The organism is Colwellia sp. 1_MG-2023 (assembly GCF_030546755.1).
GTDB lineage: Bacteria > Pseudomonadota > Gammaproteobacteria > Enterobacterales > Alteromonadaceae > Thalassotalea_H.
Genome location: NZ_JAUOPE010000001.1, coordinates 149662 through 174482, shown reverse-complemented (window position 1 = coordinate 174482; position 24821 = coordinate 149662). Strand labels below are relative to the sequence as shown.

Below are 24821 nucleotides of genomic sequence, written 5' to 3'. Positions count from 1 at the left end.
ATTGTGGTAAGAATATGCAGCTTTATATCATGCGTCATGGTCAAGCAGATCCAATGGGAAACATTGATCATTTACGTGAATTAACACCTGTTGGCTATAAAGAAGCACAATGTATGGGAAAATGGTTTAACGACCAAGCAGTTGTCTTTGATAAAGTTTTGATGAGTCCATATGCCCGAGCTCAACAAACGGCTAAAACATTGCTCATTGAACTGAACGATTCAGTAAAACCAGAAACCCTAGATTTTATTACTCCACTTGATAACGCAAAGCAAGTACATGATTTTATCGATGGTATATGTGGTGTGTCAGAAATTGAGCATCTGTTAATTGTTTCGCATATGCCTTTGGTGAGCTATTTAGTTGCAGAGTTGACCTTAGAACATCAATCGCCCATTTTTCAAACCGCGGCAATTGCTCACATTAACTATGATGTTGAAAAAATGGCGGGTAGTTTAGTAAAACTTATCTCTCCTGCTGATCTTGTTTAAGTTTAAATATTTAACAGAGCTAATCTTTTACGTTAAATTTATCGTGTAAATCAATCAATACTAGTAGCGCACCATTACCTCCCCATTCCAAAGGAGCTTGATGGAAAGCTATCACATCTGGATGTTGTACTAACCAATGCGGCACTTTCGTTTTTAAAATTCTGCCACCTAAACCGTGCACAATACAAACACATTGCGCATGTTCTTTTTGGCAAGCATATAATAACGCGGCTATTTCCTGTTTTGCTTGGTTTTGATCTAAGCCATGTAGGTCAAGGATAAGATCAGGCGCATAAACACCTCGGCGTAAGTTTTTAGCTTCAAAACTGTTAGCGTCATCTCTGACATATTTTGTCGGGCCTTGATCGTTTAGATTCGGTTCAAACTCATCAGAGAAATAAAAGCTTGCTTGTTGTTTAGCGTTTTTGTGTTTGGTGGGAGTTTTATTTGCTTGAATGTTTTTTTTACTTGGCGGTATTTTATCTTGCACCATAGGTTTTACTTTACCTATCGCGTCTTTAAAGAGCTGTTTTTCTTGTTTTGAGAGAATATCTTTAAATTTCATATGCGCAGTCTAAAATTTTACCTGTACAATAGCACTATAAATGAGTTTTATGAGTGAATTTTACCTTCTTTTCGCTCAATCTTTATAGTTTTAATTTAAATTTAGGGGAGTTGAGTGGTTATACAGCAATCAACAGATATAACAGAGCAGTTGCATACCGTAGCCGACTATATTCGATATGCGGCGAGTGAATTTAATCGTGCTGATTTATTTTTTGGTCATGGACATGATAATGCATGGGATGAAGCTATTACGTTAATCATGTTTGTTCTCGAATTACCGGACCAATTAACCGAACATATCATGCAATGTCGATTAACCATTGAAGAAAAAAGGCAAGCATTGGAGATTATTCAGTGCCGAATTGAGCAAAAAATTCCGGCAGCTTATATTACTAACCAAGCTTATTTTGCTGATCTACCTTTTTATGTCGATGAGCGCGTATTAGTGCCTCGTTCGCCCATTGGTGAATGGATTGAAAAGCGTTTTTCTCCTATTATTGATGATGAAAAAAGCGTTGGTCGCATTCTTGATTTATGCACAGGTAGTGGCTGTATAGCAATTGCTTGTGCGAGTTATTTTCCAGAAGCTGAAGTTGATGCGGTCGATTTATCAATTGACGCTTTAAATGTTGCCCAGATAAATATTGAAAATCATGGGTTAACAGAACAAGTTATTCCAATTCAATCTGATGTTTTTTCTGGGATAGTAGGGCAGAAATATGATTTAATTGTCACTAATCCTCCTTATGTTGATCAAGAAGATATTGACTCGTTACCAACTGAGTTTACTCATGAACCCGAAATGGGGTTAGGTTGTGGCGCTGATGGTTTAGATATTGTTCGTAAAATCTTGGCTCAAAGTGCTGAACATTTAAATGACGATGGTATTTTGATATGTGAAGTTGGTAATTCACAAATACATGTTGAAGCGCTTTATCCGGAAGTTGATTTTCAATGGTTAACCTTTGAACGGGGTGGCCATGGAGTTTTTATGCTAACGCAACAGCAGTTAGTTGAGTTTCAAGAAATTTTTAACTATGCATTAAAAAATAGTGAGTGAAAAATTAGCTGTGTCGAGTAATAAATATGTTGAGAAATAAATATGTCAGGTAATACATTCGGAAAATTATTTACAGTTACATCATTTGGCGAAAGCCATGGCTTAGGGTTAGGAGCGATTATTGATGGTTGCCCTCCTGGGATTGAATTATCAGAAGCGGATTTGCAACATGATTTAGACCGAAGACGACCTGGCACTTCTCGTTATACCACAGCTCGCAGAGAGCCTGATCAAGTGAAAATAATGTCCGGGGTTTTTGAAGGTAAAACTACTGGTACGCCAATTGGTTTGATGATAGAAAACACCGATCAACGTTCAAAAGATTATGGCAATATTGCGCAAAGTTTTCGCCCAGGTCATGCTGATTACACTTATTGGCAAAAATATGGTTTAAGAGATTACCGAGGCGGCGGACGTTCTTCGGCACGTGAAACGGCAATGCGAGTGGCGGCTGGTGCGGTAGCTAAAAAATATTTAGCGGAAAAATTTGGTATTACTATTCAAGCGTGTGTAACGCAAATTGGTGATATTAAAGCGGAAAAATTTGATTGGGATATTGTTGAAGACAACCCTTTTTTCTTTCCTGATGAGTCAAAGCTTGAACAACTAGACGAATTACTACGGGGTATTATTCGTCAAAAAGACTCTATTGGCGCAAAAGTTACTGTGGTGGCGAATAATGTTCCGGTTGGCTTAGGTGAGCCGATATTTGATCGCTTAGATGCCGATATTTCGCATGGTTTAATGAGTATCAATGCGGTAAAAGGCGTTGAAATTGGCGACGGTTTTGAAGTGGTCAATCAAAAAGGTTCAGAACACCGTGACGAATTAACGCCAGAAGGTTTTAGTAGCAATCATGCCGGTGGTGTTTTAGGGGGGATTTCATCTGGTCAACCTATTGTTGCTCATATTGCGATGAAGCCCACCTCTAGTATTGGCGTCAGTGGTAAAACGGTTGATCTTCAAGGAGAGCCTACCGATATTATTACTAAAGGTCGTCATGATCCTTGTGTGGGTATTCGCGCGGTTCCTATTGCCGAGGCAATGCTAGCGTTAACTTTAGTTGACCATTATCTACGTCATCGTGCTCAAAATGCCGATGTTTCTTGTATTACCCCTGATATTTGTCAGTAATATTTCCTTGCTCTTTTATGCTAACATGAAGCATGAAAGAGCAACTCTCATCTTGATATTTAAATGAACTCACCACTTTTTACTAAGCTCTCGTTTAGCTATTTTGCTTATTTTGGCATTTTAGGTCTTATCGTCCCTTATTTGTCTGTGTTTCTTGATGGCCGCAATTATAGCTCGATGGAAATTGGTGAAATTTTAGCAATATTTACCGCAACTAAAATAGTTGGGCCAACCTTGTGGGCCATGTTAGCCGATAAGTCTGGTAAACAATTATCGATTATTCAATTAGGCTCAGGCTTGGCATTGCTCTCCTTTACTTTACTATTTTGGATGACAGGATATTGGCCGATAACTTTTGCGTTAGCGCTGTTTAGTTTATTTTGGACCGCTATTTTGCCGCAGTTAGAAGTGATGACAATGACGTCTATTCGTCGAAGCGCCAAAATATACGCGCGTATTCGTTTATGGGGTAGTGTCGGTTTTATTGTTTTAGCAATAACTGCCGGAAAAGTCATAGAACAGTTTAGCTCAGAAGCCTTTACTTATATTGGTTGGTTAATTTTATTGGCATTATTTTTATCGAGCTTACGGTTAAAACAGCCCAGAGTTGTTTATAAAAAAGCATCAGAAAATCATTCTCTTTTATCTAAACTACTTTTGCCAAGCTTCATTTTATTTTTTATTTCTGGTTTATTGTTACAGGTTAGTTTTGGTCCTTATTACAGCTTTTTTGCGTTATTTTTAAGAGATTTATCCTACCCAAGTTATGCGGTTGGTTTGTTTATAAGTGTAGGCGTTGTCGCTGAAATAGGCGTATTTTTTATCGCAGGGCGCTTATACCAACTTTTTGGTGCTCGACTGTTAATTGCTTTCAGTTTTCTCGTCACCGCGATTCGTTGGTATATCACTGGTAACTTTGCCGATAATGTCTTTATTTTATTTGTTGCTCAATTACTACATGCTGCTAGCTTTGGTTTATATCACAGTGCCTCAATTCAGTTTGTTCAACAACATTTTCAAAGCAACCAACAAAATCGTGGCCAAGCGATTTATATTGCAGGTGTTTACGGTATTGGTGGCGCGATTGGCGCTTATGTTTCCGGTTATCTATGGAAAGATGGCTTTGGCGCTGTACAATCATTCGAATTCGCCGCAATCATGTGTTTAATTGCAAGTGGCTTAGCTTGTTTTATAAATATTAATCAGCATTCTTCAATTAAAGTAAGATAGATTTTTAACAAACTGCGACAATTTGCCACATTCTTTCTCTAGGTGTTTTACGTTAAATTTCCTTTTATAACATATTATAAATAAAGGATATTTCATGCTAATTGTGAAACAGCCATTACGTGTTGTCAGCATTGCATTTTTCATAAGTTGTTCATTTCAAGTTTTTAGTGCTGAATATTCAGAGGATAAAGAGGCATTAGTTGACGTAGAGCATATTGAGGTTCTAGGTCAGAAAAAGAAATTAAAAATAGCGTCAGAAGCTGCATTAACACCTGGTGGTGTAAGCCTTGTTGATGGTGATGAATTATACCAACGAAATGTAGCTAATTTAGGTGACATGCTTCGTTATGTTCCGGGTATGTGGGTTGCAAGTGGCTCTACTGGAGACTCTACCTTTTTTTCAAGTCGCGGCTCAAATTTAGACGCGACGAGTTATGATGGTAATGGTATAAAACTATTTCAAGATGGTTTACCCGTGACAGCAGCAGATGGTAATAATCACAACCGTGTTGTAGACCCATTAAGTGCTCGTTACGCTGTCATTGCTCGTGGCGCCAATGCGTTAGCTTATGGTGCAAGTACGTTAGGTGGTGCAATTGATTTTATTACGCCTACCGCACACGATATTCAAACACCAGAAACTTATTTAAATGTAGGAAGTCATGGCCATTTTCAGGGTAGATTCACTGCTCGTACTGTGGTTGATAAATTTGATGGTTTAGTGACAGTTGAAAAGAAAACAACAGATGGTTTTAGGGATCATCAACAGCAAAGTAGAGAAGGGGTGTATGCTAATGCCGGCTGGGTATTCAATGATACAATCAAAACACGATTTTATGGAACCTATATTCATAATGATCAAGAGTTACCAGGCGCGTTATCTGCAAGTCAATTTAACGAAGATCCTTATCAAGGTAACCCTTCTTCAATAGCAGGACATTTTCAACATAATGTGGAAACATGGCGATTAGCGAATATTACTGACTGGCAGTTAAATAAAGACAGTCACCTATCAGTAGGCGTGTCATATGAAGAACAATCTTTATATCATCCCATTGTTGAGAATCCTTATTTTAGCTTGTTGATTGACACTGACCAACACACGTTAGGAACATCGATACGTTACCAAGCTAAGGTAAACACACATGATTTTTTAGTTGGTCTGAATTACGGGCAAACAACAGTAAAGGGAGGCAATTATCGTCAATCGGCGGGCATCCGCAAAGAGCTGAGTACGATAGTTGACAATAATGCCGATAGCTTAGAGCTTTTCTTATTAGATCGTTGGCAATTTGCCACTAACTGGAGGCTTATTTACGGTTTTCAGTTTGTTTTTGCAACGCGAGAAGTCCGTAATACTAATGTTGCCAACCTTTCACTCTATAACCCAAAGGACGATTATCAACAAGTTAATCCTCGCCTAGGTGTTATTTATCAACTCTCAGATAGTCATCAGTTATTTGCCAATGTTAGTAGATTATATGAACCACCCACAACCTATGAGTTAGAAGATGATGCTAGCCAAGATAGTAAAACACTGGCGGCCATGAATGGCGATGTTATCGAGTTTGGCTCTAGAGGTAATAAAATGCTCAATAAATATGATCAATGGCATTGGGAATTAGCGTTTTACTATGGCAAGCTGAGCGATGAAATTTTATCCATCGATGATCCTATGGCCCCTGGTACGAGTTTATCTACCAATGTAGAAAGTACTATTCATGCTGGCATAGAGGTTATGTTAGGCGGTAGTTTTGCTATTAACTCTGCGGGAACTCATGTAATTGAGCCTGTTTTAAATGTTACCTATAATAAATTTTCGTTTGATGATGACGTGATTTACCAAAACAACAAACTACCAGTTGCTCCTGATTACGCGATTAAAGGTGAGGTCATTTATCGTCATGCCAGTGGTTTTTTTGCCGGCCCTACATTTGACTTTGTTGATGGTCGTTATGCTGATTTTAGTAATTCCTACCTGATTGATAGTTATCACTTGTTTGGTTTTAGGACAGGTCTTTCGGGAGATAATTGGGAATTATTTGCCGAACTTCGAAATATCACAAATCAAGAGTACGTATCTGTGTTTAGTGTAAAAGATACCACATTACCAAGTGCAGAAATTTTACAAGCGGGTGAGCCACGTTCTGTATATGCTGGCGTTAAGTATCGTTTTTGATCTTATTTATATTTTAAGCTGTTAAGGGCAGGTGATGACAACGGAAAATTTACCTATGGAAAATCATAATAAGCGATATAAAGCAGTGTGGCGTTGGCATTTTTACGCTGGACTTATGGTGATTCCGATTTTAATGTTATTAACCATCTCAGGTTTGTTGATGTTATTAGCAAAGCCCGTGGATGATGCATTAAATCAACATTTATTAATTGTTGAATCTCAAGAAAATAGGCTTGCTGATTCAGTATTACTGAATAAAGTTAAAGAAAATTATCAACATGATAGCGTTAAGTTGTATATTCCTGCTCAGCATGAAAATGCTTCCGCGGTATTTTCTTTAGAGCCTGCACATACTCAAGGACATGGCGGTCATAACCCTAAAAGTATATTGGTATATGTTAATCCGTATACAGGTAAGGTTTTAGGCGATCGCGTTTCATCAGATTCTTGGTATGAAACCGTCAAGACTTTACATGGTTCAATATATTTAGGTGACATTGGTGACCTGATCATAGAAGTGACTGCAGGTTTTGCGGTGATGTTGGTGTTTACTGGCTTATATTTAGCTTGGCCTGTGCAAGGTTGGCGAACATTATTACCACCTAAAAAGTTTCAATCGCGAGCTGACTGGCGACAGTTACATAAAACGATAGGTTGGCTTATTGCTATTCCCCTCTTCTTCTTCTTAATTTCTGGTTTAGCGTGGACAAATATTTGGGGAGGTAAGTTAATCCAACCATGGAATTCTTTACCGGGAACAAGTTTTAAAACCAGTGAAGCTAACCATAGTGACTTAAATGATCACGGCGCGCATCGCGTACCTTGGGCGCTAGAACAGACACCACTACCTAAATCGCATGGCCATGATATTCATTTAACGCTTAATGAGGTCACTAAGATTGCTAAAGAATTTGGTTTTCAAGGGTTTAGGGTGCATTTACCACAAGGTCACCATAGTGTCTGGACAATATCAGCAACAACTATGGCAGGAGATATCACTAACCCTTTAGCTGAAAATATTGTCCATCTTGATCCAAGTACTGGACAGGTATTAGCCAATATCACTTTTGATGATTACCCTGCAATGGGGAAGGCGATGGCTGCATTTATCCCGTTCCACGAAGGCAATCTTGGGCGATGGAATTGGTTATTAAATATTGTCTTTGTCGTGATTATTTTTATGTTAATGGTGTCTGGACTTGTCATGTGGTTAAAACGACAGCGTCAGCATACTATTAGCGTAAATGCACCTAAAGCAGCTAAAATTAATACCAGAAATGTAGCTATAATTATGATGGTGTTTTCGCTATTTTTCCCTATGACAGCAGTCACATTAATAGGCATTATTTGTGTCGATTGGCTAATGACCGCACGCATAACATTGTGGCGTCGATTAGTTAAGTAACTTCCTTGCCCCTTGAAATTGTGACGTTAAATCAGAGATCACCTTTTAACGTCACATTATCTTGTTTACTTTACTTCTTCACCGGCAGCTTGTTTATCAGCATGATACGAAGAACGCACCAATGGTCCACAAGCGGCATGTTCAAAGCCCATTTTCATGGCTTCTGCTTGGAACATGTCAAAATCATCTGGATGAACATAACGTTCAACAGGGAGATGATCCTTACTCGGTTGTAAGTATTGACCAATTGTTAACATTTTAACGCCATGGGCACGTAAGTCTCGCATGACTTGTAAAATTTCTTCATTGGTTTCACCTAAGCCAACCATTAAACCTGATTTAGTATTGACCGTTGGGTTTGCTTCACCAAATTTTTTCAATAAATCTAACGACCATTGATAGTTCGCTCCGGGTCTAGCTTTGGTATATAAACGCGGCGCTGTTTCTAAATTATGATTAAAAACGTGAGGAGGGTGAGCATTTAATATTTCTAACGCTCTATCCATTCTACCCCTAAAGTCTGGTACTAAGATCTCTACTTTTGTGTTCGGGGCATGTACGGCAATTTCTTTAATACATTCAGCAAATTGTTGTGCGCCACCATCACGTAAGTCATCCCGGTCAACTGAGGTGATCACGACGTATTTTAATGCCATATCTTTTAACGTTAGCGCTAATTTTTTCGGCTCTTCAGCATTCGGTGCTAACGGACGACCATGACCAACATCACAGAAAGGACAACGTCTTGTACAGATATCACCTAAAATCATAAAAGTGGCGGTGCCGTGGTTAAAGCATTCTGATAAATTTGGACAAGAAGCTTCTTCACAAACCGAGTGTAAGTCATGTTTACGTAAAGCAGATTTAATATTATCAATACGCTCCGTTGTACGAGGTAATTTAATACGAAGCCATTCTGGTTTTCTTAACATGGTTTCACGTTCTGAAGGCACTACCTTAATGGGGATATGCGCCATTTTTTCAGCGTCTCGTAATTTTGTACCCGGTGCAATGCGTGATGATTTAGTGGTCATTTAATGACTCCAATCCCGTTTGATAACTAATAGTGTCAGTGTCTAATAAGGCTGACATGTGTTTGATTAATGCTTTTCCTGCTTCATCCAGGGTTTTTAATGTACTCAGACTAGCCGTTTGTGTCATGGCTAGTCCGGCATAACCGCATGGATTAATCCGTAAAAATGGTGATAAATCCATATCAACATTTAGTGCTAAACCATGAAAAGAGCAACCTTTGCGCACTCTTAGTCCTAATGAAGCAATTTTATCGCCGTTCACATAAACCCCTGGAGCATCGGGTTTAGCGTTAGCTTGAATATTATAATCCGCTAACGCCTGTACTATGCCATTTTCGATTAATGTAACCAGTTGGCGTACACCCATTTTACGGCGGCGCAAATTAATCATAAAATAAATAACTTGTTGGCCGGGGCCGTGATAGGTAACTTGCCCACCTCGATCAACTTTTACCACAGGAATATCACCCGGCATCAGTAAATGTTCTTCTTTACCTGCTTGCCCCTGAGTAAAAACACTTGGGTGTTCAACTAACCAGAGTTCATCTTGAGTTGATTCGTCACGGTTATCTGTAAAATTTTGCATGGCCTGCCAAACGGATACATAATCCATTTGGTTAAGTTGCCGAATTATAAGCGAGTGTTTCAAAATATACCTTGTTTTAGGCGGCGCTGTTTTGTTTTACTTGTTGAATTAATTAGCTCAAATATCTGTACTATTTGTACTGAACTGTTGCTTGTTACAACACGTATCTTACTTGTTCAAGAGCGGTTAAGGTTTTGTAGATAGTTTCAATATGATCTTTACTGGTGACGGTCACAGGGATCGATAATGAATGATAATTCCCTTTTGAACTTGGTTTTATTGTAGGTGAGTAATCTCCAGGGGCATGTTTCTGTAATTCAGCAATGACAATATCTGGTAGATCATCACTGGCAACTCCCATCACTTTGAAGTTTAAAACAGTTGGAAATTCAAGTAGTTCATCAAATTTGGTTTTCATTTAAGCTCTCAATCTTGAGTATAACTTTACAATAACGGCGTTAAGGGCATTATTTTAACATTATTTCTTGGTAAGAAAAATGGTGACGTTTTGTTATAAATCAAGTTTTTTTAGATAATAAAAAAAGCCCAGTTAAAACTGAGCTTTAAATATTATTAATGGCGGATATTTTCGTTAATTAATTTTGAAACTGTAGTTTTACATAATCCATTAAACGATCAAACATACCACCTTCATTTATTTCTTGCAGGGTGACGAGTGGATATTGACCAATATCTTCACCATCGAGTTGTAAAAATACTTTACCCACAACTTGCCCCTTAGATAACGGTGCAATTAACTGTTGGTTTAATTCAAAATTGGCTTTAATATTTTTACGTTGACCACGTGGAATGGTAATCGGGGTATCTTCTAAAATACCAAGATCAACTTCTTTAACATCTCCCATCCAAACGCGATCAGAAACAAACTTTTCACCTGCTTTATATGGTGTATAAGTTTCAAAAAATCTAAAACCATAGTTAAGCAACTTCTTACTTTCAACCTTACGAGCTCGATCGCTTTCAGTACCCATTACGACACTGACTAAACGCATATCTCCTTTCGTTGCTGAAGTAACTAAGCTGTAGCCAGCTTGAGAAGTGTGGCCTGTTTTTAAACCATCGACATTCATGCTTTTATCCCACAATAAGCCATTACGGTTATATTGTTTGATATTGTTAAAGGTAAATGATTTTTGTTTATAAAGTTCGTATTCTTCTGGGACATCACGAATCAGCGCCACAGCTAATGTTGCCATGTCACGTGGGGTTGTTTTATGTTCTTGACTATCTAAACCATGACTGTTTTCGAAATAACTACTGCTCATTCCTAATTGTTCTGCATGAGCATTCATTAAGTCAGCAAACGCTGATTCACTACCAGCAATGTGCTCTGCCATAGCGATACAAGCATCGTTTCCCGAAGCAACGATAATACCTTGATTGAGTAAATCGACTTCGACTTCTTTACCCACTTCTAAAAACATTAATGACGAACCACTTAAAACAGGATTGCCTGTCGCCCAGGCGTTCTCACTAATTTTAACTTTGTCATTTTTGGTAATGTTACCTGACTCTAACTCTTTACCTATGATGTAGCTTGTCATCATTTTAGTTAAACTCGCTGGTGCTAATAGCGTATCTTCATTGCCCGCAGCAATGACTTTACCTGTGGTGTAATCGATAAGAATGTGACCTTTTGCATTCATTTGCGGCGGCGAAGGAATAATAGTAGCCGCATGAGATAATGAAGAAAGGGTAAATGCGATAGAGCCTAAAAGGCTAATTATTTTGCGATGTTTTTTGGTCATTTTTTTGGCCAATTGCTGAGGCATAACTGTCCTGTGAAAAGTTGTACGTAATCGTTTTGATGAAAAAACGCTACATGGAAAATAAGTGTTTTCAGCAGTATACCAGTTTTAACTTTGATTGCTATGGGGGGGAATAAAGCAAATGTATTTTTTGATGTTAAACTTTATTTCGAGAAATTAACGACTGACCTTGAAGGCTCCAGGATAACCATTGTTTTTGAGCTGAATTAACACGTTTTCTAATAAAGTTGCATCCTTAAAGGGGCCAACTTGTACTTTATAAAGCGCTTGTTTTACTTGACTTGAGGCAGGGTGATTAAATAACGTGGTAATTGTTTGTGCGGTTTTATCTGCTAACAATTTATTACGGGTGGCAAACACCTGAATAAAACTGCCTGATTGCTTTTTATTATCAATGATAATGTTAGGAGAGGTATCTGTTGAATAAGAAATTGCCTCAATAGTGACATTGGCCGTTCCTGTTTTTAGCATATCTAATTTAAATGCCGCACTGTAGGACAAATCTATCACTCGGTTATGATGGAAGGGGCCTCGATCATTGACGCGAACAATAACGGTTTTTTGGTTATCGTTATTAGTTACTTTCACATAGGTAGGTAGCGGTAAATTTTTATGTGCGGCGCTCATCGCATACATGTTATAAATTTCACCGTTTGACGTTAAGTGACCATGAAATTTTTTACCGTACCAAGAAGCGATACCTGTTTGTTTAAAGTTGTGAGCAGTGCTTAAAACTTGATAGTTTTTTCCTCTCACTTGATAGTGTTTATTTCCGCCCCTACTATTGGCTTCAGGACGAGGTATAGCATCTCGTAATTCAATTTCAGTGGGGAATCTTGTTGGCGTACTGTCATTTTTTTGCTGATATCGACCGTAGTTATTACTACACCCTGCAATGATGAGTAATATACTGAGGCTGAAAATAGTCGGAGAAAGTGAGATTTTATTTGTCATGTCTAATTGTTGCTACGCGATAAAGCGTCGATGAGTACTGATTGCCATTAAAATACCAAATCCAGCCATTAAGGTTACCATTGAGGTTCCGCCGTAGCTAACTAAAGGCAGTGGTACACCTACAACGGGTAACAAGCCAGATACCATACCAATATTGACAAAAACGTAAACAAAAAAGGTAAGCGTAAGACTGCCGGCTAACAGTTTGGTAAACGCATGCTCGGCGCTGATGGCAATCCATAAACCACGCATCACAATTGCTAAATAAACCAACAGTAATAAAGTAACGCCTATTAAGCCAAATTCTTCACTAAATACGGCAAAAATAAAATCAGTATGACGTTCAGGTAAAAATTCTAATTGCGATTGAGTTCCTTGTAGCCAACCTTTGCCTTGCAAGCCGCCAGAGCCAATCGCTATTTTCGATTGAATGATATGATAACCTGAGCCAAGCGGATCTTGCTCAGGGTTTAAAAACGTAAGTACACGTTGCTTTTGGTAATCTTTCATTAAAAACAACCATAAGATAGGAGCAAAAGCTGAGCCTATCACTGCGCATGTGCCAATGAGTTTCCAGCTTGCGCCCGCTAAAAAAATCACGAAAATGCCTGAGCTAGCAATAAGTAATGATGTGCCTAAATCTGGCTGTTTGGCGATTAATAATGTTGGGATCAATACTAAAGTAAATGCGGCAAGAATATGTATGATTTTAGTAGGTAAATTGAATTGACTGACATACCAAGCGATCATAATAGGAACGATTAATTTCATAATTTCCGAAGGCTGAAACATGGTAAACCCTAGGTCTATCCAACGTTGTGCACCTTTGCCCACATGACCAAATAAGAGAACTGACACTAACAAGGCAATACCAACAATAAAAGCTGGAACCGCCCATTTACGATAAACTAACGGGGGGATTTGAGCGACAAAGAACATAACAAATAATGCGATACCAATTCGTTTAGCATGCCTAATTGCCATATCAGCACTTTGACCACCAGCACTGTAAACCACACATAAACCTAAGGTAAGTAAAGATAAAATCCCCACTAATAAGGGCACATCAATATTTAATCGATACCAAATACTGCGTTGTTTTTGTTGATCATGACCAATAGAACGCATTAGTTATTTCCTGAGCTATTATTGTTATTGACTTCAAGATATTGCTCACCATAGGTTTCTTCATGATGTGGATGAGCTTTTTTACTAATAATAACTCGATTACCAAAGTATTGATCCATTATTTGACGAGCTACCGGAGCAGCATTGGTGCCGCCACCACCTTTTGCCACGTTTTCTATGGCAACAGCAACGACTATTTCAGGCTTTTCATAAGGTGCGAAAGCGACAAACATTGCATTATCTCGCTGATTTTCTTGAATTGTTTCAGCATCGTATTTTTCATCTTGCCCTATGTTGGCTGTTTGTGCTGAACCTGTTTTACCTGCGGCATCATATTTACTTCCTTTAAAGGCAGAATAACCGGTAGCCCCTACTTTCTGTACTGTATTATGCATACCATCAAGGACGATGTCCCAATAGCTGTCTTTTGTTAGCACAATAGGGGGTTTTTCATCAATTGGCATTTCAAGGACTATTTCTGAGCGATGAGGCTGTTCATCTTGATTTTCATTGGGTGTTAATGAAATTTCTGTGGTTGCTTTTAATAAATGGGGGACTTTGATTTGTCCTTTATTCACTAATATCGACATTGCTTGTGCTAATTGCAGTGGGGTTACAGTCCAAAAACTTTGCCCTATACCTACTGATAAAGTTTCACCGGTATACCAAGGTTGGTTATAACGAGCACGCTTCCATTCTACGCTAGGCATTATTGCTCGGTTTTCTTCATAAATATCTATGCCAGTATATTCACCAAAACCAAATTTTTCCATCATCCTTGCAATACGTGTGATCCCTAATTTATAAGATAAATCATAGTAATAAACATTACAGGATTGTTCTAAAGATTTAGATAGGTTGACTTTACCATGTCCCCATTTTTTCCAATCACGACGCTTAGTTTCAATACCCGGTAGTTGATAAAACCCGGGATCATAAATTTCTTTTTCGGGGGTTATTAATTCTTCTTCTAATCCAGTGAGAGCAAGTAGCGGCTTGATGGTTGAAGCAGGGGGATAACCTTGTACAGTCCGGTTAATAAGTGGTCGGTCGTGAGAGCTGAGTAATTTTTTATAATTATTACTACTGATGCCGTGCACAAATAAATTGCCGTTATAACTGGGGTTAGAGTACATGGCGAGCACTCCGCCGTCGCGCGGATCAATAGCGACTATGGCGCCACGTTTGCCTGATAAGGCACGCTTAGCAATCATTTGTAATTCAATATCAAGTGTTAAAGTTAAGTCTTTACCCGGCACTGGTGGAGTAAAGCTTAACGTGCGAATAATGCGACCTTGGTTGTTTATCTCTACCTCTTGGTGACCAATGGTGCCATGGAGAATATCTTGATAAAACTTTTCTAAGCCCAACTTGCCTATATTTCGCGTCGCAGCATAGTTTTCTTCTTTTCCTTGTTCTTCTAATTTAATAGCATCTCGGCGATTAATGCGAGCTACATAACCTAACGAGTGTGTCGTTAAATCGGCAAAAGGATAGTATCTTTTTAATCGAGCATCGATAAACAAGCCTGGAAATTTATGTTGATTAACTGAAAATAACGCAACTTGTTGATCACTTAACCTTGAAATCAACTCTAATGGTTTAAAGCGTCGTTTACTGCGCAATGACTCAAACAGTTTGCTTTGTTTCTCTTGCGGAATGTCTAATAATTCACTGACTTCTTTGATGCTTTTTTCAAGATCTTCAACCTGTTCAGGGATAACTTCTAAACTATAAATAGGCTTGTTTTCGGCAAGCAATACGCCATTTCTGTCATAAATTAGCCCTCTGTTAGGCGCAACAGGGAGGAGTTTTATCCGATTAGAATTTGAACGTGTTTGATATTTTTCATAAGAGCTGATCTCTAGTTCATAAATATTATTGAACAAGATAAGAATGATAACAATCACACCTAGTAACGTTATAAATGCTCGACGGGCAAATAAATTTGCTTCAGCACTATGATTTCGAATAACGACACGTTTTTGCCTAGGCATCTTTATTCTCGGTGATAAGGGTGGTTATTGTTAATGCTCCATGCGCGATATAAACTTTCAGCGAGCACAATTCTTACCATTGGATGAGGAAGTGTCAATGGTGATAAGGACCATTTTTGTTCAGATGCTTTAATACAAGCGGGTGCTAAACCTTCAGGGCCACCGACTAATAATGCCACATCGCGACTATCGAGTTGCCAGCTTTGCAGTTGTTTTGCCAATTGCGGTGTTGTCCAAGGCTTGCCTTCAACTTCTAGCGTAACTATACGACTACCTTTGGGAATAGCGGCGAGCATTTGCTCACCTTCTTTTTCTAATATGCGGGCGATATCGGCGTTTTTACCGCGTTTTCCTGGGGTAATTTCAACTAAATGAAATGACATATCTCTTGGGAAACGACGGCTATATTCGTTGAAACCTTGAGTGACCCATGTAGGCATTTTATTGCCTACAGCATATAGGGTTAAACGCATGTGTTTAACTTATTCCCACAGTTGTTCTAGTTGATAAGTATCACGGGTGGTGTCTGTCATGATATGAACCACAATTTCGCCTAAATCAACTAAAGCCCATTCACCAACATCGTTACCTTCAACACCTAGTGGCTCAGTACCAGCAGCACGGCATTCGGCTGTTAATGATTGTGCGATTGATTTTACATGACGGTTTGAGTTGCCAGACGCAATGATCATAACATCTGCAAAGTCAGATTTTTCGGCAATATTCAACGTGATAAGATCACGCCCTTTCATGTCTTCTATTTTTTCAATAACAAAAGCGGTTAATGCTTCAATTTGCAAAGTAAATTCTCTTCATCATTTATAAACGGATATATTGTTTAATAATATCACTATTCTATAGCTAGGTTAATAGCGACGCTATATTTTTACGCATTTAGGATTCACACATCGCGTTTTTATACTGGCAACTTTATTATTGGCTATATAACTGATGTTGTTTGATATAGTCGATTACCTTAGTTGAAAGTTTGTTTTGAGCAAATATTCCTTGGCTCAGTTCACGTCGAATATCGGTAGAAGAAATGTCGATATGCGTGTTCTGGTAAAAGATGATCTTTCCAGATTTTACACAATCCAATATTTTAAGGTCATCAGTAAAGTAGAGTGATAAAGATTGGTGGCAAGCTTGTTTAAGTTTTTTTAAATCATAGTCTGGTCGAGTATTCACCACTAAGTGGCAATATTGGAGTATTTCAGACCAGCGATGCCATTGGGTAAAGGTTAATAATGAGTCCATGCCAATGATAAAAAATATTTGGCTATTTGGATTTTGCTCCTTGATCTCTTTTAAGCTCTCTACTGTATAAGAAGGTGTGTTTTTTGTTAACTCACGCTCATCAAGTTGCAAGATGGGATATTGCTGACAAACTAATTCAACCATAGCTTTACGGTGAATTGCACTGGCTGTTGTTTGTGTTTTATGCGGCGGAATATGCGCAGGTAAGAGGTAAATTGAATTTAAAGATAACCATTTAGCATTTTCTAAAGCGAGGGTAATATGACCTTGATGAATAGGATCAAACGTACCACCTAAAATACCAATACGTGCCATAGGAGAAATTTTCGATTTTACTGAAGTGCTTTGCTGTTCACTTTTATCTTTTTGGCACTTTTGTTTCAAAAACTTATCCATAGTCATAATTTAATGAATAATGCTTCATTGTTTCGCCATGATACAAACTGACAAGCACATCAGCGAGTAATACAAAGGGATTAAATTCACTATTGGTTTTACTGATAGTATCAACATCCGCAATTCTTGCTTGTGCATAGGCTAAGTTATGTGAAGAAATGCTATTGATGGCTTGTTGATATAAAGGTTTTCTTTTATCCCAAATACGAAACTCTTTACACAGGTTAGCGAACGATTCTCCCATCGCCATTTTTTCTTGTATTACAAACAACTGTTTAATTTCTTTATGAATAAACCAAATAAGTTGATTAATGGCCGTTCCATCTTGTTGCAGCTGATCTAACATGGCTACACACTTATTGATATCACCTACTAACATCGCATCTATTAATTGAAATGGATTAAATTTAGCCTGTTTAACCAGTAAGTTTTCTGCATCAGTTATTGTAATTAATTGTTGTCCGAATAATATTGAGAGTTTTTGAATTTCTTGCGTTAAGGCGTTCAAATTACCTTCAAATAATTCCGCTAACATGAGGAAAACATCAGGGTGTAAATTAAGATTGTTTTGTCTGGCCTGGCGTTGAATCCATTGGGTTAATTGTTTACCTTCAATATCATAAAGCGGTAAAAAACAACCGTTTTTTTCTAAAGCCTTAAACCATTTTCGTTTCTGACCCGCAGCATCCATTTTCGCGCCGTGTAAAATAAGCAAGACATCAGGATGTAATTGTTCACTGATTTGAGCTAGAGCTTTGCTGCCTTTATCACCCAATTTGTTAGTCATTAACTCAAGCTCGATAATGCGCTGGCTCGAAAATAAACTCATGGCTTGGTATTCTTGTAATAGCAAAGACCAATCAAATTTATCATCCACGCTAAAGCGAATTAATTCATCAAACCCTTGTTGTTTAAAGTGAGCTTTAATGTTTGAAAGGCTGTCGTTTTTTTGCCAAGGCTCATCACCAAATATCAACCAAACAGGTTTAACGCCTTGATTTAATGTGTTGATTAATTGGTTATGATAAATACGCATATTGATTACCTTGGCAATTCAACGGAAAAACTAGTTGTATTACTCGTGTGTTATCGTTGAATGGTGGCCATATTTCTTAATATTTTATCAGCCGCTTCTTGTCGCATTTCTCTTAGCATTAATGACAATTCACGACTTTTAGCTAACGCAATATCGGGATCATCTTGATAATCACGATTGATTTCAAATTTAAATGACTGAATTTCTTCATTGGCAAAACGTAATTGATATTTGACGGTATAAATTAATTCATATTCAGCCACTTGCCCATTGGGAAACACGGATAAAGTGCGGCGGTCTAATTCATCTTTTAGTATGCGTAACTCTGGGGTTTGTCGAGTAAATGTTTCTGTTAGTGTTACTTGATTTCGGGTTAAATGTTGGCGAGTTAATCGGGTTAATTCGCCATGTTTATCAACCGAGCTGAGATACAAAGTTTGTAGCTCAGGAGCAAGTAAATAATCACCACGAAATTTAAAGCCACATCCTGTTACCATCAGTGGTATAACCAGTGGCAGTAACCACTGATTAGGTTTGAAAGTGCTTAATTTAGCGCGAGCAACTAATAAAACCGAACGTTTAATTAATGCTAAATGTTTATTTACTTGACTCATATTAACGATCATTTCTCTTATAGAAAATGGATTAATTCGCTACAATATTTAATAGCTTACCTGGTACATAAATTACTTTACGTACCGTTTTACCATCAATAAATTTAGCGACATTTTCTTCATTTAGTCCCATTGTTTCAACTTGCTCTTTACTGGCATCAGCAGCAACGGTAAGTTTTGCACGCACTTTGCCATTAACCTGAACAATAATGAGTTTTTCATCTTCTACTAAAGCTGCTTCGTCTACTTGTGGCCAAAGTGTATTTTCAACAGGGCTACCGTCACCAACCATTTGCCATAAATGATGGCAAACATGGGGTACGATTGGCGTAAGCATTAACACTAATGCTTGAATCGCTTCGTGCATCACAGCGCGATCTTCAGTGCTGTCAATACTCGCTTTTGATAAGTGATTCATTAATTCCATAATGGCTGCAATCGCGGTATTAAAGGTATTTCGTCGACCAATATCATCACTGACTTTATGAATGGTTTTATGCAGTTCACGACGTAATGTTTTTTGTGCGCTATTGAGCGTTAATCCTGTAAGTGAAACCGGTGTGTCACCTTGCTGAAAATCATGCACTAATTTCCAAACACGTTTGATAAAACGGTGAGCACCTTCTACGCCTGAATCTGACCATTCTAATGTTTGCTCAGGTGGTGAAGTAAACATAATAAATAAGCGTACGGTATCAGCGCCATATTGATTAATAACTTCTTGAGGATCAATACCATTATTTTTAGATTTAGACATTTTGCTCATGCCTGCTGAAATAACAGGTTGGCCGTCTAGTTTACTTACTGCAGAGATGACTTGACCTTTTTCGTTACGTTCTACTTCAACGTCTGTAGGAGCAATCCAATCTTGTGCACCATTTTCTGCTTCACGATAATAAGTATCGGCTAATACCATGCCTTGACATAACAAACTTTTAAAAGGTTCATCACTGTTTACTAAACCAAAATCACGTAATAGCTTGTGGAAAAATCGGGCATAAAGTAAATGTAAAATAGCGTGTTCAATACCACCTACATATTGATCAACCGGCAACCAATAATTGGCTTTTTCAGGATCAAGCATTTGCTTATCATCACTTGGTGAACAATAGCGTGCGTAATACCAAGATGACTCCATAAAAGTATCGAACGTGTCCGTTTCACGAAACGCTGCTTCGCCATTAAAGGTAGTTTTTGCCCATTCTGGATCATCTTTAATCGGTGATGTTACACCGTTCATTACCACATCTTCAGGCAGTTCAACGGGTAATTGATCTGCAGGAACAGGAACTGATTCACCATTTGCTAAATTGATCATTGGGATAGGTGTTCCCCAATAACGTTGGCGTGAAACACCCCAATCGCGTAAGCGATAATTAACTTTTATTTGGCCTTTGTTTTCCGTTTTTAATTTATAAGCAATTGCTTTGAATGCTTTTTTAAAGTTCAAACCGTCAAACTCGCCTGAGTTAATTAGTTTACCCTTTTCGGTGATAGCAGCTTTGGCAATATCATCTGCATCAGTGCCTTCGATAACTTGTTTAATTGCTAAGTCATATTTTTTGGCAAATTCATAATCTCGTTGGTCATGACCTGGTACAGACATGACCGCACCTGAACCATAATCCATTAATACGAAATTAGCTGCCCATACAGGCACTAATTCACCCGTTAATGGGTGAACAGCTTTAAGGCCAGTATCAACCCCTTTTTTCTCCATTGTCGCCATATCGGCTTCAGTCGCTTTATTGGTTTTACATTCGTTAATAAATTCAGCGAGTTCAGCATTGTTTTTTGCAGCGGCTAACGCCAGAGGGTGTTGAGCTGCTAAGGCAACATAGGTGACGCCCATTAAGGTATCAGGTCGAGTGGTATAAATATCAAAGCTGTCATCAGAGTCGGCAACTTGGAAGGTCATTTCAACCCCTTCAGAGCGACCTATCCAATTTTTTTGCATGGTTTTAACTTGTTCAGGCCAGCCTTCAAGTTGGTCTAAATCAGTTAATAATTCTTCGGCATAGTCGGTAATTTTGATGAACCACTGTGGAATTTCTTTACGCTCAACAATTGCACCAGAACGCCATCCGCGACCATCAATCACTTGTTCATTGGCTAAAACTGTTTGGTCAACAGGATCCCAGTTTACGGTGGCATTTTTCTTGTACACTAAGCCTTTTTCGAAAAGTTGAGTGAAAAACCATTGCTCCCAACGATAATAATCTTTTTTACAGGTTGCTAATTCACGATCCCAATCATAACCGAAACCTAATGATTTCAATTGGTTTTTCATGTAATCAATGTTTTGATATGTCCACTTGGCAGGGGCTGAGTTATTTTTAATTGCGGCGTTTTCAGCAGGTAAACCGAAAGAATCCCATCCCATAGGTTGCATGACGTTTTTACCTTGCATGCGTTGGTAACGAGAAATAACATCACCCAAACTATAATTTCGCACGTGACCCATATGTAATTTACCACTTGGGTAGGGAAACATAGAGAGACAATAAAACTTTTCTTTTTCTGGTTGTTCAACCGCTTTAAACGTTTGATTTGTAGTCCAAAAAGATTGTACTTCAGCTTCGATTGCTTGGGGGTTGTAAATGGATTCCATTAACGATTTTCTCAAAAATTGATGTGGGAGCCACTCATGACTTAATGTGTCAGTAGTCAGGAAATATGGCGAGTAAAATAATCGCCATAGAATACATGAACACCCCTACAGTCGACAAGTTTAATCCGTGATATAGAGTGGTTTTTCATCAAAATTATCGCTTAAATAACTGAACAACCAACTTACTGGCCTATTAATGCGGTATTAGTTAGGTATTCGTGAGTTAATTAAGCTATAAATTAATTAAAGACGAATAAGGGGCGAGTGATGGCGAATAAAAATATATTAGCAGATTTTTATCAAAACTTGGCGCAATGGCTAACTGATGTTAAAAAACACGAAGTCACCCAAGCCGTTGAATTAATTGAACATGCTAAAGTTTTAATTAAAGCCGCTGAGGAAATTCCAGAAGAAAAACTTAAACAATTTATTGATAATTTTAAATACGATTTACATGAGTTTTATCAGCAGAATCAAGAACAGGCCAAACATTCTATTTATTTAGGTTTAATGAAAGAATCTTTCTGGGCTGTTATGGCTAATATTACCGATAAATCTCAAGTGGAGTGGGCAGAATTATGCGAAGACTTTGAGCATGATGGTATTTATCAAACCAATGATGTGATCGGTTTTGGTTTATTAGCATGTCAAAAATGCTCGAAAACCCAACAAATCACTCACTTCTCTATCGTGAATAATTGTTTGCATTGTGGACATAATCAATTTTTAAGAAAAAGTTTAACCCCTTAATTGTTTGAATAGCTTAAGATCTTTTTCCAATTAAAACGCTTAGCGAGTACAATCATCCATCATTAACTATGTTCGCAAAATATGCTTTAGGTGCTTACGGTGATTCATTCATGACTCAACATTCAACGCAATGGCGTTTATCTCCAAAACAATTAACGGCCGATTTACGTGATGATATTTTTTCGTTATCGGAGCAAAATAGCGATAACAACGATATTTTTCTTGGTCATCATCGTGCTAAAGAAGCCTTAGATTTTGGTTTGTCTATGGAATCTCGCGGTTTTAATGTCTTTGCTATGGGAGAGCATGGTACAGGTCGTCAAACATTAATTAGACAAATGTTAAGTGCAAAAGCCAGTGAGCAATCAACACCTTCTGAATGGTGCTACATTAATAATTTTGATGATGTACATGCCCCTTATAAACTCTATGTAAGTCCTGGTGATGGTAAGCAGTTACTTACTCGAATCAACACATTTATAGACGAGTTGTTAGATTTATTTCCTGAAATATTTGATAATCCAGGCTATCAACGACAAAAAGCGGCTATTGATCGCGAGTTTAATCAAAAGTATGACGAAGCGATCAGTAAAGTTGAAGAGACAGCTTTAAAAAATGATGTCATTTTATTTGAAGAAAATGGTGAAATTGGCTTTTCGTTATTAGTGGATGGTAAACCGTTAGGCGATAAAGAATTTGCTAATTTAGATGAAAAAAAACGTAATGATTTTTATGTTTTATTGGAAAAATTAGAAAACTTATTGTCTGAGCAATTGATCGAGTTACCCCTTTGGAAACGCATTTCTTCCGATAAAATGCGCAAACTTAAACATGAAACGGCTGAACAAAGTATTCGGCCATTTTTAAAAGAGTTAGAGCATGAATTTGCCAGCAATATTGGTGTACTCAAGTATCTTTCAAAAGTTAAAGCGCATGTGGTTGATGCGGTGCTTGAAATTTTAGTCGATGAAGGTAACGAAAACCAAAACGACAAAGATGCTCGTAAGTTGATGCAAGAACGCTTTTTACCAAACTTACTTGTTGCGCGTGAACCCGAAGAGGGAGCGCCTGTTGTTTATGAACAAAATCCAACTTTTCAAAATTTATTTGGCCATGTTGATTTTGCTAGTTTTCAGGGAAGCTCTTATACCAGTTACCGTTTAATTAGACCGGGCGCGTTACATAAAGCTAATGGTGGTTATTTACTATTGGAGGCGGAAAAACTGCTGAATCAACCTTTGGTATGGTCACGATTAAAGTTGGCGCTTAAAACCCAAGAAATTACCATTGAAAATCCTTACTCTGAATTTTCACAGCCAGGGGCATTTAGTTTACAACCTGAAAAAATCCCGCTGAAAGTTAAAGTAATTTTATTAGGTGATCCTGAAATTTATTATATGTTGCAAGACTACGATCAAGAATTTACTGAACTATTTAGAGTGCTAGCAGACTTTGACCGTTATTTAGATAGTACCGATCAGAATTTGATTGAGTATGCGCAATTGATCAGACAGCGTGCCGAAAAATATGATTATCCTAAGGTTTCAGATGCTGCCATTAAAGAATTAGTAAAATATGCCTTACGAAGAGCTGAGCATCAACATAAAATATCGTCCAATATTGTTCAGGTTAATGACTTATTGGATGAGTCCGTTTATTTTTGGAAAAAGCAAACGGTGCAAAACATGCTAACACCTGAATTTGTTGTTCAAGCATTAAATGCACAACAGCGAAGAACGGGAAGAATTAGTGAAGCATGGCTTTCTGAAATAAAGGAAGAACAAGTATTGATCAGCACGCAAGGTAAGCAGATCGGTAAAGTAAACGGTTTAACCGTACTCGAAATTGGTGATAGTGTTTTTGGCACACCGGCAAGAATAACTGCAACTGTTTATGCTGGTAGCCACGGTATAACTGATATTGAACGAGAAGTTGATTTAGGCAAGTCAATCCACTCAAAAGGTGTATTGTTACTGTCTGGATATATTGGCCATAAATATGGACAAAACTTACCCGTGGCAATATCTGCCAATATCGCCATTGAACAATCTTATGGTCATATTGATGGAGATAGTGCCTCAATGGCTGAACTTTGCGCGCTTATTTCTGCTATTTCTCACTTGCCTATCGATCAAAGTATCGCGATTACGGGTTCAATGAACCAACATGGTGAAGTGCAATCTATTGGCGGCGTAAATGAAAAAATCGAAGGCTTTTATCGTTTATGTAAAGATAAAGGTTTAACAGGTGAACAAGGAGTGATCATTCCTAAAACTAATGTGATTAACTTAATGTTGTGTGATGAAGTGATTAATGCGGTTAAAAACGATGATTTTCATATTTATGCGGTTGATAATGTTGATCAATCATTAGAAATATTGATGGGACAAAGCGCTGGTGTGATGAATAGCGTAGGGCGATATCCAAGAAAATCAATTCACGCTTTAGTACTAAACAAGTTGTCTCATTTGTCAGAATTATTAGAAGGTGGCGAAGGTTAAGTCCAGCCAAAGCTTTACTTCAATCGTACAATAAATTCCCCTTGTACGTTCAATCACTTCAAAAACTTTATTTGTTTAAAAATTAAGCAAATAAAGTTTTT

Annotated in this window: 22 protein-coding genes; 8 read left to right on the top strand and 14 right to left on the bottom strand. The window is 37.9% G+C overall.

The annotated features are described in order from the left end of the window. Positions 1-14 precede the first annotated feature (14 nt). Positions 15-491 (top strand): phosphohistidine phosphatase SixA, encoded by a 477-nt coding sequence (gene sixA / locus Q4493_RS00685; protein ID WP_303448609.1) that lies wholly within the window; start codon positions 15-17, stop codon positions 489-491. Positions 492-510: 19 nt separating this feature from the next. Here sixA and smrB read toward each other — a convergent pair whose 3' ends face one another. Beyond that, positions 511-1056, bottom strand: coding sequence for an endonuclease SmrB (gene smrB / locus Q4493_RS00680; protein WP_303448607.1), 546 nt, complete (start codon positions 1054-1056; stop codon positions 511-513). 114 nt (positions 1057-1170) lie between these two features. On the opposite strand from smrB, the gene prmB reads away from it, so the two are divergent. The 5 genes from prmB (at position 1171) to Q4493_RS00655 (ending at position 8066) form a co-directional block, all read left to right on the top strand. Next, complete coding sequence (gene prmB, locus Q4493_RS00675; protein ID WP_303448606.1) at positions 1171-2118, top strand: 50S ribosomal protein L3 N(5)-glutamine methyltransferase; 948 nt, start codon at positions 1171-1173, stop codon at positions 2116-2118. 42 nt (positions 2119-2160) lie between these two features. After that, entirely contained in the window at positions 2161-3252 is a 1092-nt protein-coding gene (gene aroC / locus Q4493_RS00670; RefSeq protein WP_303448604.1) for a chorismate synthase, read from the top strand. A 63-nt stretch (positions 3253-3315) separates the two neighbouring features. After that, positions 3316-4482, top strand: coding sequence for an MFS transporter (locus Q4493_RS00665; RefSeq protein ID WP_303448603.1), 1167 nt, complete (start codon positions 3316-3318; stop codon positions 4480-4482). A 94-nt stretch (positions 4483-4576) separates the two neighbouring features. Next, positions 4577-6661, top strand: coding sequence for a TonB-dependent receptor (locus tag Q4493_RS00660; protein ID WP_303448602.1), 2085 nt, complete (start codon positions 4577-4579; stop codon positions 6659-6661). Between the two features lie 34 nt (positions 6662-6695). Continuing rightward, positions 6696-8066, top strand: a complete 1371-nt coding sequence (locus tag Q4493_RS00655) for a PepSY domain-containing protein (protein WP_303448601.1) — start codon at positions 6696-6698, stop codon at positions 8064-8066. A gap of 65 nt (positions 8067-8131) precedes the next feature. Here the strand turns inward: Q4493_RS00655 and lipA are convergent, their stop codons facing one another. The 13 genes from lipA to leuS form a co-directional block, all read right to left on the bottom strand. After that, positions 8132-9100, bottom strand: coding sequence for a lipoyl synthase (gene lipA / locus Q4493_RS00650; RefSeq protein ID WP_303448599.1), 969 nt, complete (start codon positions 9098-9100; stop codon positions 8132-8134). Beyond that, positions 9090-9752 (bottom strand): lipoyl(octanoyl) transferase LipB, encoded by a 663-nt coding sequence (gene lipB / locus Q4493_RS00645; protein ID WP_303449080.1) that lies wholly within the window; start codon positions 9750-9752, stop codon positions 9090-9092. Before lipB ends, lipA begins: the two co-directional genes overlap by 11 nt. 88 nt (positions 9753-9840) lie before the next feature. Continuing rightward, positions 9841-10104, bottom strand: a complete 264-nt coding sequence (gene ybeD, locus Q4493_RS00640; RefSeq protein WP_303448598.1) for a DUF493 family protein YbeD — start codon at positions 10102-10104, stop codon at positions 9841-9843. Between the two features lie 178 nt (positions 10105-10282). Continuing rightward, a complete protein-coding gene (locus tag Q4493_RS00635) occupies positions 10283-11455 on the bottom strand; it encodes a serine hydrolase (RefSeq protein WP_303449079.1) in 1173 nt (390 codons plus the stop codon). A gap of 177 nt (positions 11456-11632) precedes the next feature. Beyond that, positions 11633-12430, bottom strand: coding sequence for a septal ring lytic transglycosylase RlpA family protein (locus Q4493_RS00630; protein ID WP_303448596.1), 798 nt, complete (start codon positions 12428-12430; stop codon positions 11633-11635). A 12-nt stretch (positions 12431-12442) separates the two neighbouring features. Continuing rightward, positions 12443-13558, bottom strand: coding sequence for a rod shape-determining protein RodA (gene rodA, locus Q4493_RS00625; protein WP_303448595.1), 1116 nt, complete (start codon positions 13556-13558; stop codon positions 12443-12445). Then, positions 13558-15555 carry a penicillin-binding protein 2 gene (gene mrdA / locus Q4493_RS00620; protein WP_303448592.1) on the bottom strand — a complete coding sequence of 666 codons (1998 nt, stop codon included), beginning with the start codon at positions 15553-15555 and terminating at the stop codon, positions 13558-13560. The genes rodA and mrdA overlap by 1 nt, the downstream gene beginning before the upstream one ends. A gap of 2 nt (positions 15556-15557) precedes the next feature. After that, entirely contained in the window at positions 15558-16028 is a 471-nt protein-coding gene (gene rlmH / locus Q4493_RS00615; protein ID WP_303448590.1) for a 23S rRNA (pseudouridine(1915)-N(3))-methyltransferase RlmH, read from the bottom strand. 9 nt (positions 16029-16037) lie between these two features. Then, positions 16038-16355 (bottom strand): ribosome silencing factor, encoded by a 318-nt coding sequence (gene rsfS, locus Q4493_RS00610; protein WP_303448589.1) that lies wholly within the window; start codon positions 16353-16355, stop codon positions 16038-16040. A 133-nt stretch (positions 16356-16488) separates the two neighbouring features. Next, positions 16489-17196 carry a nicotinate-nucleotide adenylyltransferase gene (gene nadD, locus Q4493_RS00605; RefSeq protein ID WP_303448587.1) on the bottom strand — a complete coding sequence of 236 codons (708 nt, stop codon included), beginning with the start codon at positions 17194-17196 and terminating at the stop codon, positions 16489-16491. A 4-nt stretch (positions 17197-17200) separates the two neighbouring features. Next, a complete protein-coding gene (gene holA, locus Q4493_RS00600) occupies positions 17201-18244 on the bottom strand; it encodes a DNA polymerase III subunit delta (protein ID WP_303448585.1) in 1044 nt (347 codons plus the stop codon). A gap of 50 nt (positions 18245-18294) precedes the next feature. Beyond that, on the bottom strand, positions 18295-18858 hold the full coding sequence (lptE, locus tag Q4493_RS00595) for an LPS assembly lipoprotein LptE (protein ID WP_303448583.1): 564 nt from the start codon (positions 18856-18858) through the stop codon (positions 18295-18297). 31 nt (positions 18859-18889) lie between these two features. Then, positions 18890-21469: a leucine--tRNA ligase gene (gene leuS, locus Q4493_RS00590; protein ID WP_303448581.1), complete on the bottom strand. Its 2580-nt coding sequence runs from the start codon at positions 21467-21469 to the stop codon at positions 18890-18892. Positions 21470-21736: 267 nt separating this feature from the next. Here leuS and Q4493_RS00585 point away from each other — a divergent pair, with 267 nt between their 5' ends. Both Q4493_RS00585 and Q4493_RS00580 read left to right on the top strand, forming a co-directional pair. Continuing rightward, complete coding sequence (locus Q4493_RS00585; protein WP_303448579.1) at positions 21737-22219, top strand: hypothetical protein; 483 nt, start codon at positions 21737-21739, stop codon at positions 22217-22219. A 110-nt stretch (positions 22220-22329) separates the two neighbouring features. After that, a complete protein-coding gene (locus tag Q4493_RS00580; RefSeq protein WP_303448578.1) occupies positions 22330-24720 on the top strand; it encodes an ATP-binding protein in 2391 nt (796 codons plus the stop codon). Positions 24721-24821 lie beyond the last annotated feature (101 nt).